10 protein-coding genes are annotated in these 17,670 nt (G+C 59.5%); 5 read left to right on the forward strand and 5 right to left on the reverse strand.

Features of this window, described 5'->3' with window-relative positions:
• Nucleotides 1-92 precede the first annotated feature (92 nt).
• Nucleotides 93-1,760: a GMC family oxidoreductase gene (locus ACYVAC_RS07165; protein ID WP_461096915.1), complete on the forward strand. Its 1,668-nt coding sequence runs from the start codon at nt 93-95 to the stop codon at nt 1,758-1,760.
• On the opposite strand, the gene ACYVAC_RS07170 is transcribed toward ACYVAC_RS07165, so the two are convergent.
• The 3 genes from ACYVAC_RS07170 to ACYVAC_RS07180 are packed head-to-tail and all read right to left on the reverse strand — an operon-like array spanning nt 1,750 to nt 5,562.
• The gene (locus ACYVAC_RS07170) at nt 1,750-2,868 is read right to left on the reverse strand and encodes an alginate O-acetyltransferase AlgX-related protein (protein ID WP_461096916.1); all 1,119 of its coding nucleotides are present in this window, start codon (nt 2,866-2,868) and stop codon (nt 1,750-1,752) included. The genes ACYVAC_RS07165 and ACYVAC_RS07170 overlap by 11 nt on opposite strands.
• 51 nt (nt 2,869-2,919) lie before the next feature.
• Complete coding sequence (locus ACYVAC_RS07175; protein ID WP_461096917.1) at nt 2,920-4,095, reverse strand: alginate O-acetyltransferase AlgX-related protein; 1,176 nt, start codon at nt 4,093-4,095, stop codon at nt 2,920-2,922.
• A gap of 21 nt (nt 4,096-4,116) precedes the next feature.
• Entirely contained in the window at nt 4,117-5,562 is a 1,446-nt protein-coding gene (locus tag ACYVAC_RS07180; protein WP_461096918.1) for an MBOAT family O-acyltransferase, read from the reverse strand.
• A 278-nt stretch (nt 5,563-5,840) separates the two neighbouring features.
• Between ACYVAC_RS07180 and ACYVAC_RS07185 the strand changes: the two genes are divergently transcribed.
• Nucleotides 5,841-6,878, forward strand: a complete 1,038-nt coding sequence (locus ACYVAC_RS07185) for a GDSL-type esterase/lipase family protein (protein WP_461096919.1) — start codon at nt 5,841-5,843, stop codon at nt 6,876-6,878.
• An 84-nt stretch (nt 6,879-6,962) separates the two neighbouring features.
• On the opposite strand, the gene ACYVAC_RS07190 is transcribed toward ACYVAC_RS07185, so the two are convergent.
• Together ACYVAC_RS07190 and ACYVAC_RS07195 are read right to left on the reverse strand one after the other, a co-directional pair.
• Nucleotides 6,963-7,598, reverse strand: a complete 636-nt coding sequence (locus ACYVAC_RS07190) for a hypothetical protein (RefSeq protein WP_461096920.1) — start codon at nt 7,596-7,598, stop codon at nt 6,963-6,965.
• A gap of 40 nt (nt 7,599-7,638) precedes the next feature.
• Nucleotides 7,639-8,271: an MgtC/SapB family protein gene (locus ACYVAC_RS07195; RefSeq protein ID WP_461096921.1), complete on the reverse strand. Its 633-nt coding sequence runs from the start codon at nt 8,269-8,271 to the stop codon at nt 7,639-7,641.
• Between the two features lie 136 nt (nt 8,272-8,407).
• Here ACYVAC_RS07195 and uvrA point away from each other — a divergent pair, with 136 nt between their 5' ends.
• The 3 genes from uvrA to ACYVAC_RS07210 all read left to right on the forward strand — a co-directional run bounded on the left by uvrA (nt 8,408) and on the right by ACYVAC_RS07210 (nt 17,595).
• The gene (uvrA, locus tag ACYVAC_RS07200; RefSeq protein ID WP_461096922.1) at nt 8,408-11,356 is read left to right on the forward strand and encodes an excinuclease ABC subunit UvrA; all 2,949 of its coding nucleotides are present in this window, start codon (nt 8,408-8,410) and stop codon (nt 11,354-11,356) included.
• Between the two features lie 152 nt (nt 11,357-11,508).
• On the forward strand, nt 11,509-15,126 hold the full coding sequence (locus ACYVAC_RS07205) for a family 78 glycoside hydrolase catalytic domain (RefSeq protein WP_461096923.1): 3,618 nt from the start codon (nt 11,509-11,511) through the stop codon (nt 15,124-15,126).
• A gap of 81 nt (nt 15,127-15,207) precedes the next feature.
• Nucleotides 15,208-17,595, forward strand: coding sequence for a sialate O-acetylesterase (locus tag ACYVAC_RS07210; protein ID WP_461096924.1), 2,388 nt, complete (start codon nt 15,208-15,210; stop codon nt 17,593-17,595).
• Nucleotides 17,596-17,670: the final 75 nt, after the last annotated feature.

Below are 17,670 nucleotides of genomic sequence, written 5' to 3' on the forward strand. Positions count from 1 at the left end.
ATTCTGTGGTGCTTAGCGCCAATTTCGGTCCGATAAAGTACTATAAAAAGGTAAAATTGTATATTTACCTAGTCCATATGACCAACTACGCCATGACGACGTTTGACTACATTATTGTTGGAGCCGGCTCGGCGGGCTGTGTACTGGCCAATCGACTCTCGGCCGACCCGGCCAATCGCGTGCTGCTGCTGGAAGCCGGTGGCCCCGATCGCAAGACCGAAATTCACATTCCGGCGGCTTACGCCAATCTCCACCGCTCTGCTGTCGACTGGCAGTACTGGACAGAGCCCCAGCCAGGGGTAGATGGGCGTCGGATGTACCAGCCGCGCGGCAAAACCCTGGGCGGCTGCAGCTCGACGAACGCCATGGCCTACGTACGCGGCAATTCGCTCGATTACGACGACTGGGGTAATGCCGGGAATGCGGGCTGGCACTACCGCGATGTGCTGCCCTACTTCATCCGGTCGGAACATAATGAGCAGGCCGACCAACTCGATGCAGGGTATCATGGGCAGCAGGGACCGCTGAACGTAACATTTGCCCAGCAGTACCGTACCCCACTGGCTCCGGCCTTTGTGGCCGGTTGCCAGCAGAGCGGCATCGTACGCAATACCGACTACAACGGCCGGGAGCAGGAAGGCGTTAGCTACTTTCAGTTCACGATAAAAGACGGACGCCGGCACAGTGCCGCAACGGCCTTTCTGAAACCAGTGCTTAGCCGGACCAATCTGCAGGTAATCACGCAGGCGCAGGTACGCCGAATCCTGATCAAAGGCGACCGGGCAACCGGCGTCGAATTTATGACCAGTCGGCAGACTACCGAGGTGGCCCAAGCCAGCCGCGACGTTATTCTGTCGGCAGGCGCCTTCAACTCACCCCAGTTGCTGATGCTGTCGGGCATTGGTCCGGCCGACATGCTGCGCCAGCACGGCATTCCGCTACTGGTAGACCTGCCCGGTGTAGGGCAAAACCTGCAGGACCACGTATTTATGGGCGTTAGCAGCCTCTGCAAGCAGGCCGTTTCGGCCAACCATACGCTGAAGCCGCTGAACCAGTTTAAGGCACTGGTTCAGTACATGATCAGCCGCCGGGGTCCGCTGACCATCAGCCCGCTCGAAGCCAATGCATTCGTGCGGGTTGCCGGAGCTACCGACCGCCCCAACATGCAGCTGCATTTTGCCCCGGTTCACCTCGGCGACGACTACCAGGCCGATATGTACGACGCGCGCACCTACCCCACTACCGATGGCTACACCATCCTGCCAACCCTGCTGAAACCCAAAAGTACGGGGTATGTGGGCCTGCGCTCGGCCAGTCCGTTCGATGCGCCGGTGATCGACCCACGCTACCTGAGCCACGACGACGATGTATCGGTTCTGCTGGCTGGCGTGCGAAAAGCGCTGTCGATTCTGGAGACAGATGCATTCGGCCCTTTCTGCCACCGCATACAAACGCCACCCGATCGCACATCCGACGATACTATCCTGCAGCACGTTCGGCGGCAGCTCGAAACAGTATACCATCCGGTAGGCACCTGCAAAATGGGGACCGACGACAGTGCCGTTGTCGATGCGTCGCTACGAGTGCGGGGCGTAGCAGGCCTGCGCGTGATCGATGCATCGGTTATGCCCACCATCGTATCGGGCAATACCAATGCGCCGGTAATCATGATTGCCGAAAAGGGGGCCGACCTGATTCTGGGCCGCGCACCCGACCGGGCTATCAGCCAAACCCATGGCGCAACCCCAGCTAAAGTGTAGCCAGATCGCCAATGTTGCGCTCGACTACCTCTACAACCAGAACGGTGGGTTGCTCGGCCGTTATGGCCGCCTGATCGAGGTGATGCCCCCGAATAAAGTAAGACGACTGGAAATAGCCTGATACAAACTGCATCATGCTATGGCTGAACGAGTCGCCGATAAACAGCAGCCGGGGCAGCCCCGCGGTATCGGCGTCGGCCTTGACAAAGCGGGTCGATGGGAAACCCAGTTCAGGGTTGGGCACCTCGGCCACGCGCCGGCCCTGCCGCGCCGGCGACGGGGTAATGAGAAAGAAAACGGGGTCTTTGTGCTCGCGCTGTACGGTAAGCATGGTGGTGAGGTCGCCCCCCAGCCCGCCCTGCTTTTCGATCTGGTAGTCAGATAGGCGGGCAGGTGGCAAGGCCGGCACCGCACGCCGGATGGTGTTGAGCAGCGCCACACTGCCGATCAGCGAACCATAGTCGTTCCAGTGCGTATCGGTCTGGTAGTAGACCACCTCGCGCCGTTTGGCGTCCAGCAGCGTATCGCGGATATCGACGAAGGGAACGGTCGTGGTGGCCATAGCCTGCCGCAGCACATCGAGCCGGGTTGGCACCGGCGCAGGCGTAAGCTGATCGGGCAGGTGTTCGGGGTAAATCGTGTGCGAATCGGGCGCGATCATCACGTAGAGCCGTACGCCCTGACGGGCCAGCTGTTGCTGCCGCTTTGCCAGATGGCGGGCAATCAGCTGCGCTGAATCGGCCGATAGCGGCATCAGGCCCCGGTGCTGATCCATTACATGGTTGTAGCTGTTACCGAGGTAAAACCAGCCCTGCTTGCCAACAATAACTTTCTCGGGCAGGGGCGACAACCCCAGTACGTTGAGCTTCCAGCGACTGTAGGCGTAGAACAGCGCGTTGCGCCAGCCAAAATTCTCTTTGTAGTATTGGCCAAACTGGCGGGCAAAGCTTCGGATGTGTACCAGCTCCAGCGCGGGCATTCCCGACTGCCGGCGATTCTCGGTGCTTCTGAACGAAGCCGACAGGTCCAGTACCTGATCGAAAGTAGGAAGTACAAGTAACCCTGCGAAGGTGAATGCAGCTAATTTAAAGCGAAAGGTGGTGTTCATCCGTAACCGGCGTATACGTACTGATCTGTACACACAAACAAAAATACGTGATCACAGGTCAGCAAGCATATGCAGATTCCGTTCGACCACCTCGATCACCACAATATCTGATTGTTCGGCCTGCACCAACTGCGGGTTAAAATGGCGGCTACGCACCAGAAACGACGCGCTGAAGTAGGGCGGCAGGTATTGATTAAGGCTATAGCTGAACGAATCGCCCACGAACAAAAGTCGGGGGCGGCTGGTCTGCTGACCCACAAAACGCGACGACGGCAAATTCATCTCTGCGTTGGGAATGCTGGCCGTCTGACGGGCTCCCGCACCGGTCAGCGACGTTACTTTGTACTGCACCATATCGCGGTAACTGTCGTTGACAGCCAACATGGTGGTGAGATCGCCCCCAACGCCGGTCACAGGCCGAAACCGGTAGTCAGACAGGCGGGCTTCGGGCAGTGTCGGGTAATCGTGGCGCAGGTAGTTGACGAGTGCCGTAGAGGCAACTACGGCCCCAAATTCATTCCAGTGGGTATCGGTCTGATAATAAACCGGCCGCACGGCCTTAGCGTCGAGCAGGGGCCGACGAATGTCAATGACTGAAACGGTCGTGTGCTGCTGCAGGTATTGATAAAGCGCATCGAGATTGGCGCTGGTTGCTGTCCGTTGCAGGTTATCGGGCAGATGTTCAGGATAAATGGTGTGGGAGTCGGGCGCTACCATGACATAGAGCCGGGCTCCGCGCCGGGCCAGTTGCTGCTGATAGCGGCTCAGCCGGGCTGCAATCGCCTGCATCATCGACCGACTGATTGGGCGCAGTCCCTGATGCTGACGGGCCACATCGGCGAAAAAGTTGCCGGGATAGAACCAGCCATCCTTACCCACCACCACCTTCTCGGGCAGGGGCGATTGCCCCAGCACACTCAGTTTCCAGTGGCTATAGGCATAAAACAGAGCGTTTCGGCCCCCAAAACTCTCTTTGTAATATTGATTGAACTGATCGACAAACGTCATGACGTGGGGCAGCTGCAGCACTGGCCGGGGCGACAATGTTCGTTTCTCGGTACTCTGGAACGAACTCGACAACCCCAGCCACTGATCGAGCGCAGGCAACAGCAACAGCAGGCAGAAACAGCTGCCTGCCAGCACTGATCGAAAGCGGGTGGCGGATCGCCTGACCCGGCTGACGGGCTGCACGATGACAGGTCCCGGGTCACGTTGTCGATAAAACATAGTTACGATTGATGAGCGTGGTTAGAAGCGAAAATAAATGAACGGGTTGTAGGTGTCGGCCGCCAGATACATCACGGCCATCACAAACAGTCCCACCAGTCCGAGTACGTAAACCGAGTCAAGCGTGTAGCGCACAGCGGGTTTAGTAATCCCTAGCTGAAATCGTGCCCAACTCGTTTGGAAGCGGTGATAAACAGGCGTACAGCACACAAGAGCGATGACCAGCGAGCCCACGGTTTCGGTATTGATGAAATACGTGGGCGGGTAAGCAACCAGTTGCGACGATACGCCGTCGAGGCCAGCCATTTTTCGCAGGTAGGTTACCGCGTCGGTCAGGGTGGCGGCCCGAAAAAATACCCAGCCGATCATGACCACCAGCAGCGTGTAGAGATGGGCCAGCGGAGCCCAGCCCCGCTCAAGTCGACGCCCCAGCCCAAACCGTTCGATCAGCTGAAACGCGCCATGATACAGCCCCCAGACAATGAAGTTCCAGCTGGCCCCGTGCCAGAGCCCCGTCACCAGAAAAACGATCAGCAGGTTAACGTAGGTGCGTACCTTACCGGCCCGGTTGCCGCCCAGCGGAATGTACACGTAATCGCGGAACCAGCTCGACAGCGAAATATGCCACCGACGCCAGAAATCCTGAATCGATTTGGCAACGTACGGATAGTTGAAGTTTTCTTTAAAATCAAAGCCGACCATTTTACCCAGTCCAATGGCCATATCGGAGTAACCCGAAAAGTCGAAATAGATCTGCAGGGAGTAAGCCACAATACCGATCCAGGCGGTTGGTGTATCGTAACTGCCCGGCGCTGCGTTAAAAACAGTGTCGGCCATGCCGGCGAAGGTATTGGCAATAAGCACTTTCTTGGCCAGGCCGATGATGAATCGCTCGGCACCCACCCCGAATTTTTCGATCGTTGTGGTGCGGTCGGTCAGCTCGGGCGCAATATCGGCGTAGCGAACGATGGGGCCGGCAATCTGGTGCGGAAACATGGCCACGTAGGTACCATAGTCGAGAAAACTGCGGTTGGCATGGATACGCCCCCAGTAGATGTCGAGTGTGTAGGAAATGCCCTGAAACGTATAAAAGCTGATGCCGATCGGGAGGGCAATCTGCGCCAGTGTCAGGCCTTCGGAAACGGGCAGGGCAAAGGCCTCAGCAAAGCCGCGCACCGAATCGAACAGAAAATTGGCGTATTTGTAATAGAACAGCAGCGACAGGCTACCCACCAGCGACAGCCACAGCCCCAGCCGGCGATGACCCTGCTCGATGAGCCGCCCGGCCAGGTAGTTGATGCCGGCCGAGAGTAGCAGCACCAGAACGATCATGCCTTCGCCCCAGGCGTAAAACACCAGGCTGGCGGCAAACAGAAACGCATTATGCCACCGCCGGGGCAACAGATAATAAATGACAAGAAACGACGGCAGGTATAAAAACAGAAAAATTGCCGAACTGAACAGCATGGGCGACGTTTGTGGAAAGGTAACAAAGGTAAACAAAACTTAACAGCGCATGAAGGACCGCTGATCCGGACGTCTATGTATTGTCTACTGATTGGCACTACTTTACGCCTGCATCTCCTCCCCGCACCTGTATGGCAGACCTATTGACGGCCGGCGAACCGGTTTTTGGACTTATATCGGCAATCATACCGAAAGGTGATTTGTGGTCGATGCTTTCTTTTTGTGACCATTGGCACGCTTTTGGCGAGTTGGCCATGCAGATTGTAACGCTTTTCTGTATGAACCAACTATTAAAACAGTATCGGATCGGCACGGCCACGCTTCGGTTTGGCCTAACCTGTCTTCTCTACGTTAGCGTCTGGCAGTACGGGTGTGCGCAGATCGATCCGGGCCTAACGACATCGGCAGCCCTCACCGACCCCGCCTGTCGTACCATCACGGTGTCGCGCGTGATGCCGACTACCGTGGCGCCAGCCCCCATTCCGCAGGGGTTGCCAACCCCCGTCTTTAGTCAGCAGACCGGCACCCTGGCTTACGGTACCACTGTCAGCATCACGGCAACTGGCATGCCAACAAATGCATTCATCGAATACTCCACCGACAACGGAACCTCCTGGGTGAAAGGAACATCGGCACCCGTCGTCAGTAAAAAACCGATTCTGGCCCGTGTGCGCGTCAACGACCTGACCTCGGCTACGGCCACCGCTACGGTTACGCCGTTTTTCAAACGGACCATGATTATTGGCAACAGCATCATGAGCCACGCTCCGGCTCCCAACCTTGGCTGGACCAACACCAACGGTATGGCCGCTTCGGCCCCCGACAAAGATTTTGTGTATCTGCTCACAACCAACCTCAAACGCCTGAATTCGAATATGCAGGTTAATCTGTATTCGGGCGGTAGCTTCGAGCGGTACTTTGGCCTGCCCTCCTACAGTGTCGACGAATTTGTGCTGCCTGTACAGTCGTTCAAACCCGATCTGATCGTGGTGCGGATTGGCGAAAACGTGACCGAAGCCGACGTAACGGCCCGCAACTTCCTAGGAGAATACCGGCAGTTTCTCGACAAACTGGCCTCGCAGGCAGGTGGCCCCGTGCAGATCATCTGCTCAACCAGTGTCTGGAATCGCCCCAAATACGACGCGGTTGTGCGTCAGGTGGCTGCCGAGAAGGGCTATCCCGTTGCCGACATGAAAAGCATGGTGGGTGTACCCTCGTTTTTTGCCAGCCAGTATGCCAATGCCGATGTGGCGGCTCACCCCAACGACACGGGCATGCAGCGTATTGCCGACATTCTCTGGGATAGTCTACCGTAGTCTTGCCCCCGGCGCTTGGCCGAACCGCACAAAAAAAGCGTCGCTACGGAGAGTAGCGACGCTTTTTTTATGGCAGCAGTTGACTTAGAAGAACGACAGCCGGATAATAAGCGGGCTACCGTAGATGGCCTGCGCCACCGCCTGGTTCTGGTTGTAGTTGAGGTTGTAGAGGGCCGTCAGGTTGACGCCGAACCGGCGCGAGATGGGCTGCGAGTAAGTAAGCCCCAGCAACGGAGCCGTCAGCCCATAGCTGCCCGTGGCCCCCGTCTGGTCATTCTTGACTGAAATGGTACTGTTCTCGATCTCACCGTGCAGGTACAGGTTCGGCAGGATGGAGGGAATAAACTCATACATCCCGAAGCCCCGCACGCCATACTGGTTGTAGGTCGACAGGGGTACGGTTGAGCCCGAAGTGGTGTAGCCTTTGTAACGCGTGTACGTGTAGCTGCCGCCCACCCCAACGACCAGCCGTTCGGTTGCCTGGTAGGCCACTACCGGCGATACGCCGATGCTGAAGGGATTACCGAAACGCAGCCCGTTGATGCCGCCCCCAAACCGCAGCCGCTGCCCAAACGGCAATGGGCGCCCTTCGGGTGTTTGGGTACGAAGGGGGTCTTTACCCTGTTCGCGCCGATCTTCCGGGTCTTCGGTCAGCTGACCAAACGCAACGCTGCTACTCAGCAACGCTATGATAAACAGGAACTTCTGAATAGAACTCATATCGATTTAGACAAAAAAGCAGGTCTACCTACTAACGAAATTAAAACGTAAATTCTTTTACCTCCGGGTCGTTGAGCAGGCGTTTAATGCACTTCTCGTGTTTTTTCTGGGCGCCCGACACGCGCCATCGGCCAATGATATCGGTACCGATACGCTGTTGCAGGTTCCGGGAGGGCGTCAGGCCACATTCTTCAAAGAGGGCTTCGTACTGATCGAGCGTTTTGTTGCGAAAGGGCGTCACGATTTTGTAGTCGCGAATCTGGTTCAGCTGCTGGATTTTTTTCGAAAAACCCGACAGAAACAGCAGCGAAGCCGCAATAAACACAAAGCCGACCAGCGCAATATCGTAGTGCCCGCTCCCTACGCACATCCCTAACGCAGATACGGCCCAGACCGTTGCAGCCGTAGTCAGCCCCTTCACCCGGTTATCGTCGCGGAAGATGATCCCAGCCCCCAGAAAGCCAATGCCATTGACAATGTTGGCCGCAATCCGGTCGCCCGAGCCAACGGCAATACGGGTCGAGACCAGCGTAAACAGCGCCGATCCCACGCAGATCATAATCATGGTGCGGAAGCCGGCCGGTTTGCCGTGGTACTCACGCTCGGCACCGATTAGCCCCCCCATCACCAGGGCAGCCGCCAGCCGAATCAAATCCTGTGTTGCAAATTCCATTCGTCATCTGGGTTTTAGACCGTTGGCCCGCGTTGCCGGCGACTGGCATTGGCCGGTATCCGGTCGGATCAGAAAGAACCTATCCGAGCCCAAAACCGTTAGAAATAAGATCCAGTTTACCCGACTCATCCAGCGAATGACCCATACATCGGAAACCGAACGGCAACGCCTGCAGGCACCCCGTTCCGTTGACCAACTCGACCCCAAGCAGTTCATTATCATCAAAGGGGCGAAAGTACATAATCTGAAAGGAATTGATGTTGCCATCCCCCGGAATCAGCTCGTTGTCCTGACGGGCCTGTCGGGGTCGGGCAAATCGTCGCTGGCCTTCGATACGCTCTTTGCCGAAGGACAGCGCATGTATGTCGAAAGCCTGAGCAGCTACGCCCGCCAGTTTCTGGGCCGCATGGAAAAGCCCGAAGTCGAGTACATCAAGGGCGTGTCGCCGGCCATTGCCATCGAGCAGAAAGTATCGACGCGCAACCCCCGCTCCACGGTGGGTACCTCGACCGAAATCTACGACTACCTCAAGCTGCTGTTTGCCCGCGCCGGTGTCACCTACTCGCCCCTATCGGGCCTGCCGGTGAAGAAAGACACCGTGACCGATGTGGTCAACTACATGTACAGCTTTACCGAAGGACCCGACGGTGGCGCCCAGCGCGTTATGATTCTGGCGCCCCTGCGCGTCCGGGCCGACCGTACGCTGTCGCAGGAGCTGAACATTCTGCTCCAGAAAGGCTACACCCGGATTGTGGTCGACGAAGGGCCGGCGGGGCGGGCCGTAAAGTTCATTGAAGAACTACTCCAGCAGGCCGACCAGACCGACCAGCTGCCCACCACAAACCTTGAAATTCTGGTGGACCGGGGCACGGTGATTTATGACGAAGCCGGGCAGCCCGACGAGGATAACCAGTATCGGTTCTCCGATTCGGTGCAGACGGCCTTCAGCGAGGGCGAAGGCACCTGCCGGGTCGACGTAGTTGGTCGCGAATCGCGCGTGTTCTCCGATAAGTTCGAGCTCGACGGCATCGTATTCGAAGAGCCCAGCGTAAACCTGTTCACGTTCAACAACCCCTACGGAGCCTGCCGGCGCTGCGACGGGTTTGGCAAGGTGCTGGGTATCGACCCCGATCTGGTCATACCCGACAAAAACCTCTCGGTATTTGAGGGAGCCATCATGCCCTGGCGCAGTGAAAAAATGGGCGAGGAGTTTCTGAAGCCCCTGCTGCGCAATGGTATTCGCTTCGACTTCCCGATTCACCGCCCCTACAAAGACCTTACGCCGGCCGAGCAGGAATTGCTCTGGACGGGCAATACGTATTTCCGGGGGCTGAACAGCTTCTTCGACTATGTAGAAAGCCAGACCTTCAAGGTACAGTACCGGGTCATGCTGTCGCGCTACCGGGGCAAAACCACCTGTCCCGAATGCCGGGGCTCGCGGCTGCGTCGGGATGCCAGCTACGTGAAAGTAGGCGGCATGAGCATCACCGATCTGGTACTGATGCCCCTCACGCAGGCAACCCGCTTTTTCCGCGATCTCGACCTGTCTGCCCACCAGCAACAGGTAGCCAACCGCATTCTGATCGAAATCCGCAACCGACTCGACTACATGGAGCGCGTGGGGCTGGGCTACCTGACCCTCAACCGACTGACCAATACCCTCTCGGGCGGTGAATACCAGCGAATCAAGCTGGCCACCTCGCTGGGGTCGGCGCTGGTGGGGTCGATGTATATTCTCGACGAACCCAGCATTGGGCTGCACCCGCGCGACACCAAACGGCTGGTGAGTGTGCTCGAATCGCTGCGCGACCTGGGCAACACCGTGATTGTGGTGGAGCACGAAGAAGAAGTGATGCGGGCGGCCAACCAGCTGATCGACATTGGGCCCGACGCGGGCTCGCTCGGCGGCAACCTCGTTTTCCAGGGTACCTGGTCCGACGTGGTGGCCCTGACCGACAGCGATCAGACGGCAGGTTTCGAAAATCCGGCGACCGGCACGCCCTACGTGTCGCACACCATCGACTTCCTGACCGGCCGCGAAACGGTGCCGACGCCTACCTTCCGGCGCAAGCCCACGGCCTTCATCGACCTGAAGGGAGCCCGCGAAAACAACCTCAAGCATGTCGACATCCGCGTGCCGCTGAACACCCTGACGGTGGTGACGGGCGTATCGGGATCGGGCAAGAGCACGCTCATCCGAAAAGTACTGTATCCGGCCCTAATGCGGCACCGGGGCGAAACCGCTGAAGACACCGGCCGCTTCGACAGCCTGGGCGGGTCGCTCGACCGTATCTCGGCCATCGAGATGATCGACCAGAATCCCATCGGCAAATCGAGCCGCTCCAACCCGGTCACTTACATCAAAGCTTACGACTACCTGCGGCAGGTGATGGCCGACCAGCCGGTATCGAAAGCCCGGGCCTACAAACCCAGCCACTTCTCGTTCAACGTCGACGGGGGGCGCTGCGAAGTCTGTCAGGGTGAGGGCGAGGTGAAGATTGAGATGCAGTTCATGGCCGATATTTACCTTAAATGCGAAGGCTGTGGCGGCAAACGCTTCAAGCAGGAAGTGCTGGAGGTGATGCTGCACGATAAAAACGTGTCGGACATTCTGGACATGACGGTCGATGAAGCCATTACCTTCTTCCGGACGGTCGACCCCAAAATGGCCGATAAGCTGCAGCCGCTGCAGGATGTTGGGCTGGGCTACATCGGACTGGGCCAGTCGGCAAATACCCTGTCGGGGGGCGAAGCGCAACGGGTGAAGCTGGCGTCGTTTCTGGGCAAGGGCAATCCAAACAAAGGCAGTACCCTGTTCATCTTCGACGAGCCCACCACCGGTCTGCATTTTCACGACATTCGTAAACTGCTGGGAGCCATCAACGCGCTGGTCAATCAGGGCGATTCGGTCATCATCATCGAGCACAACATGGAGGTGATAAAAAACGCCGATCACATCATCGATCTGGGGCCCGATGGGGGTGAGCTGGGTGGCTACATCACCTTCGCCGGTACACCCGAAGAGATGGCTAAACTACCTGAGGGCGAAAACGTTACCGCCGACTTCCTGCGCGGCAAATTATAAGTAGCAGCCCAGTTGACAGTACAGGCGGGGCCGGTGGCAACACCGGCCCTTTTTCAGGTCCACCGGCCCGATCGGGCAATCCGTTGTGACTCGAATGACGTTCGGCACGGGAAATGTACGGGGCTAGGCACCCGACTCTTTTCCAGTACTGCATGGTCCGCCCGCGGCTTCTCCTCAGCGTTAGTTTTTTCTTTCTGATTCAGGCCTGCCTCTTCGCACAGGCGGCCCTCACCCCCACCGAGTTACGGTGTGAAAACCTGGTCGATCCGGTCGGGCTCGAGACGGCTACTCCCCGACTCAGCTGGTCGCTGACGGGGCCGGAGCGCGGCATCGAGCAGGCGGCCTATCATGTGCTGGTGGCCAGTTCGGCCGAGAAGCTGGCGCGTAATGAAGGCGACCTGTGGGATTCGGGCGTGGTCACGAGCGATCAGTCGCTGTGGGTGTCCTATCGTGGGCAGGCCCTCACCAGTCGAACCGTCTGCTACTGGAAAGTTTCCGTTCGGGCCACCTCGGGCACCCAGTCAGGCTGGAGCACCCCCGCCCAGTGGCGCATGGGTCTGATGCAGCCCGCCGACCGGCTGGCGCAGTGGACGGGCCTCGAGCGAACATTCGACTGGGAAGCCCCCACGGCGCATCGAACCCGGCTGGCCGCGCGATACTTTCGCAAGGAAACCTACCTCTACAAACCCATCCGGCAGGCCACGGCCTACGTTTGCGGCCTGGGCCTCTACGAACTGTTTCTGAACGGCAACCGGGTGGGAACGCAGGTGCTGGCGCCCGGCCCCACCGAGTACAACAAACGGGTTTTTTATAACACCTACGATGTAACGAACCTGCTGCACCCAGGGGCTAACGCGCTGGGTATTACGCTGGGTACGGGGCGTTTTTTCCGGATGCGGCTCAACGAAGCCGGTCTGCCCGAGACTACCCACTACGGCATGCCCCGCTTCTGGCTGCAGCTCGAAGTGACCTACGACGACGGCAGTACCCAGACCGTAATCAGCGATCCTTCGTGGAAAGCAACCGCCGATGGGCCTATCCGGGCCAACAACGAGTACGATGGCGAAGAATACGACGCGACCCGCGAACTGACCGACTGGCATAAAACCGGCTTCGACGACTACGCCTGGCTACAGGCCGAGGCTGTGGCGGCTCCGGCCAGCCGGCTCGAAAGCCAGACCAACCCGCCCATCCGGATTATGCAGACCCTGCGTCCGCGCACCATCAGACCGCTGCGCCCGGGCGTGTACATGCTAGACATGGGCCAGAACATGACCGGCTGGCTTCGGATGCGGATCAGTGGTTCGCGCGGCACCCGCCTGACCCTGCGCTTCGGCGAAAGCCTCAACGGCGACGGGTCGCTCTATACCGACAACCTGCGGTCGGCCCAACAGACCGATGTGTACACTCTGCGCGGCAACGGCCCCGAAGTATGGGAGCCCCGCTTTACCTACCACGGCTTTCGCTACGTTGAACTGACGGGCTTCGCCCAGCCACCCACCGTCGAGCAGTTCGATGGCTGTGTGCTCTACGACGATATGGCGCAGCATGGCCGGCTAACCACGTCCGACTCCCTGCTGAACCAGATTGTCCGCAATGCCGACTGGGGCATAAAAGGCAACTACCAGGGTATTCCAACCGACTGTCCGCAGCGCGACGAGCGCCATGGCTGGCTGGGCGACCGCACAACCGGGGCCCGGGGGGAGAGCTTTCTGTACAACAATCAGGCCCTGTATGCCAAATGGCTCGACGATATCCAGGATGCCCAGTCGGACCAGGGCAGCATTCCCGACGTGGCCCCCTCCTACTGGAAGATATATACCGACAACATTACCTGGCCAGCCGCCTATGTGTCGGTGGCCAATATGCTCTACGACCAGTTTGGCGATGACAAGCCCATTCGCGCCCACTATGATTCGATGAAGAAGTGGCTGTTCTACATCGACAAATACCAGCACGAGTACGACTACTGGCGCGACGAATACGGCGACTGGGCCGTTCCCCCCGAGTCGCCCGACGTCATTATCACGCAGGACCCAACCCGCAAAACGCCGGGCCCGGTGCTGGGCTCGACTCATTATTACCACATTCTGAGACTGCTGGAGCGGTTTGCGACCATCGTGGGCAATGAATCTGACCAGGCGTGGTTTGCCCAGCGGGCCGGGTTCGTAAAAGATGCGTTTAACCGTAACCACTGGAATGCGGGCCTGCAGCAATACGCCAACAACACCACTACCGCCAATGTGCTGCCCCTGGCGTTCGACATGGTGCCGGCCGACCGGCGGCAGCGCGTGATTGACAACCTGGTGGGTCGTCTTACGGGCGAATATGGCACGCATGTCAGTTCGGGGGTGGTGGGCGTGCAGTGGCTTATGCGCACCCTGACGAGCATCGGCCGCATCGATCTGGCTTACCAGATGAGCACCCAGACCACGTACCCCAGCCTGGGCTACATGGCGCAGCGCGGGGCCACCACGATCTGGGAACTCTGGAACGGCGACACCGCCAACCCGGCCATGAATTCGGGCAACCACGTGATGCTGCTGGGCGATCTGCTCATCTGGCTGTACGAAAACGTGGCTGGCATCAAAGCGACTTCGCCCGCCTTCCGGCGCATCAGCATGCACCCCACGCCCGTCGGTAAGCTGACGCAGGTAGCCGCCAGTCATACTTCGCCCTACGGCCTTATCGGCAGCGACTGGCAGCTCGACGGCAACACCTTCCGCTGGACGGTAACGGTACCGGGCAACTGCCGGGCCGAAGTGGCCGTGCCCGCCGGCAGCCCCGATCAGGTCTGGGAAGGGGGCCAGCGGGCCGCCCTGGCCAATGGCGTGCGGCTGCTGCGTCAGGAAGGCGACCGCATCATTTTTGAAGTGGGCAGCGGTACCTACGTGTTCAGCAACGCTCCCCGCCAGCTGGCCAACCTGACCGTAGCGATGCTGGCCAACCGGCGCGTCGTTCCCGTGGGCGAACCCATCGAAGTGTACCTCATCGTGCGCAATGATGGCCCCGAAACCGCCACCAACATTCAGCACACCAACCACCTTCCCGATGGGCTCGACGTGGTTTCGACCTCAGGATTTGCCGTAACCGACCGGCAGCTCACGGGTCATCTGCCGCAGCTTGGCCCTGGCAATCAGGTACAATATACCCTTCTGCTACGCCCCACCCGGCCCGGCCAGTACATCTACACGGCGCAGGTAACGGCTACCGACCAGGCCGATCCGACCTCAACCCCCAATTCGGGAACCGGCGATGGCGAAGACGACATGGCCGTGCTTGATTTTCGTACTACCGAGATAACACCTGCGGTCTATACCTCCCCAAACCCCAACCAGCGTCCGCTCCCCCCGGTGCGCTCCAACCAGCCACCCGCCGACCCGGCCAAAGCCGATCTGAGTCTGCAGCTGGCCACGGCGCAGGCGGTACTGTTGCCCGGTCAGCCAACGGACCTGTCGCTAACGGTCCGCAATGAAGGGGGCCTCCCGGCGGGCGCCATCCGGGTGGCCGTCTGGATACCGGAAGGAGCGCAGATCGATGGTCATACCGGCAGCGCGGGCGGCACCCGGCTATCGCTGGTACTGCCCGGCATGGTAGCGTCCGGACAAGCCCTCAGCCTTACCGTGCCGCTGCTGCTGCACCAGGCGGGGCCGGTAGCGATTCGGGCAGAACTGGAAACAGCCTCTGTAGCCGACCCTGATTCGACGCCGAACAACGGAACGACCAACGGCGAAGACGATACGGCTCAGCTACTGCTCCGGACGCCGTAGTCCCGCTTTTCCAGACAGCGGCCCTGACAAACCCGGAATGGACCTTATTTTTGCGCTTGAACAGTTACGCAACAATCCGGTATGGCTCAACGTCTACGTATCGCTTTCTTTCTGCTTTGCATACCCCTCTGTAGCTGGTCACAGATTCAGCTGGCGCACCCCATGGCCCGGCTGGTGGTGCAGCGCGGGGCCGACGGAACCGGGCGTATTTATCTGGCCGGCCAGCTGAGCAATACGGCCGAGCGGGTCGAAGCACAGCTAACGCCCGTGGTGGCCGGGCAGGGCACCGCTACCGACTGGCAGTTGGTGCAGGCTAACCCCACCAATCGTCTGTTTCTGGGCTACGTGACCGGTACCGGGGGCTGGTACGTACTGAACGTTCGCACGGTATCGGGGGGCGTCGTAACGGCGCAGAGTAGCCTGCAACCCGTTGGTATCGGCGAAGTTTTCGTGACGGCCGGGCAATCGAACGCGCGGGGGCTGGGCTCGGGCGATAACGACCTGGGTACGGCTACCGACCGCGTCAACGCCATCGACTCCATCAACCACAGCTACCCGCCCGGCGCCCAGTCGCTGGTATCGTCGGGCGATCCGTCGCCCGTACCCGTTTTTGAATCCCTGACGGCGGGCCGACGCATTTTCCCGATGGCCGAAAGTTCGTGGGGCTGGGGCGAGCTGGGCGATTATATCGTGAACCGCTACAACGTACCGGTTGCTTTTTACGTAACGGGCTGGGACGGTTCGACCGTTGAGAACTGGTATAAAACGGCCAATGGGCAACCCACCTGCAACCGGTACTACTGCGTGGAAAACTGGGCCAATCTGCAACCCTACACCAACCTCAAAAACGTACTGGGCTATTACCTCTCGGTGTCGGGCGCACGGGCGCTACTGTGGCATCAGGGCGAAGCCGAGTTCGACGATGGGCAGGGCAACTCCAGCATTACCGAGTATTACAACCGGCTCACCAACGTCATTCAGAAATCGCGGCAGGACTACGGGGGGCGCAACCTGCCGTGGGTGGTGGCCCGGGCCTCGTTCGACGGAAGCGTTACCCGCCCCGCCGTAATCAACGAGCAGCAGCGCGTCATCGACACCCCAGGGCTCAACGTGTTCCAGGGCCCTTACAACGATACCATCATCAACCGCAACGCCGGTGCCACCGATGTACACTTTCGGAACAGCGCACGGCCGGACGTGCATCCCCGCTATTATCTCAATCCGAACATTATTCCGAGCGACATGGGGCTGTCGCGGTTTGCCCGCAACTGGAACAACAGCCTCAGCAACGCGTTTTTCCAGAACGCCCAACCCATCACCCCCGCGCAGTTTGCCGCTACGGGTCCTGTTGCCCAGTACGTCGCGCAGGGGGCTGCCATCAGCGTCACGTTTGCTACGCTGGGTACATTTGCCGGCGACAATCAGTGGCAGGTGCAGCTCCTCGACGCCCAGGGCCATTTTCTGCGGGTGCTGGGCAGTGGTGCCAGCAGCCCCATTGCCGTAACCATGCCCGGCGATTACCAGACGGGACAATTCAGGCTGCGGGTAGTTTCGAGCTCGCCCGTATTGCCGGCCGTACCATCCAACGTATTCGAAATCAGCCCACTGGCCAACGAAGCCGACGTGCGGCTAAGCATGGCTATCAGCCAGCGTACACCCGACGTCAATGAGCCCGTTACGATTACGCTGGGCATAGCCAACGACGGGCCCGGCACGGCGAACGGCCTCGTTATCCGTGATCGCCTGCCCGACAACCTGGCCTTTGTGGGTGGGTCGGGGGTAAGCAACAACGGGCAGGTCGTTACCGGCACCGTCGATCAGCTAGGGGCTGGCAGCAGCACGACCTTGTCGTTTTCGGTGCGTCCCACGGCGCCGGGTCTGTACATCAACACGGCCGAAGTGGCGCAGGCCATCTCCAGCGATCCCGACAGCCAGCCTAACAGCGGCACCGGCGACGGGCAGGACGATGCAGCCGCTGGTGACCTGCGCACCCGCCAGACCAGCCCAGCGGTCTACACCTCGCCCAACCCCAATCAGACGCCACTCCCCGCTGTACAGTCGAATCAGCCCGCGGCCGATCCGAATACTGCCGACCTCAGCCTCCGCCTGGTCGTGAGCAACCAGGCCCCGCGTGTGGGCGACATCATTTCGTACACCCTCCTGGTAAGCAACCGAGGGGGTGCTACGGCAACTACAGCCACGGTAGCCGCTTACCTGCCTGCCGGTCAGACATTCGTAGCGAGCAGCAACATGACCGCCAGCGGTTCGACTGTTACGGGCACGGTGGCACAACTGGCCGCCGGCAGCAGTACCACGCTGGTGTTTCAGGCCCGCGTAACGGCCGCCGGAGCAGGCAGCTGCACCAGCCAGATAATCGCCAGCGCGCCTGCCGACTCCGATTCGACACCCAACAACGGAGTCGATAACGGCGAGGACGATACCGCCCGCACCGACATCCGAACCCAGTAGTCAGCCAATCGACCAGGCCGATACTGCCGCCCCACCCGGACGACATCGACTGGCGCAAACGGGGAGAGTTTCAGC

Source organism: Spirosoma luteolum (assembly GCF_054778875.1).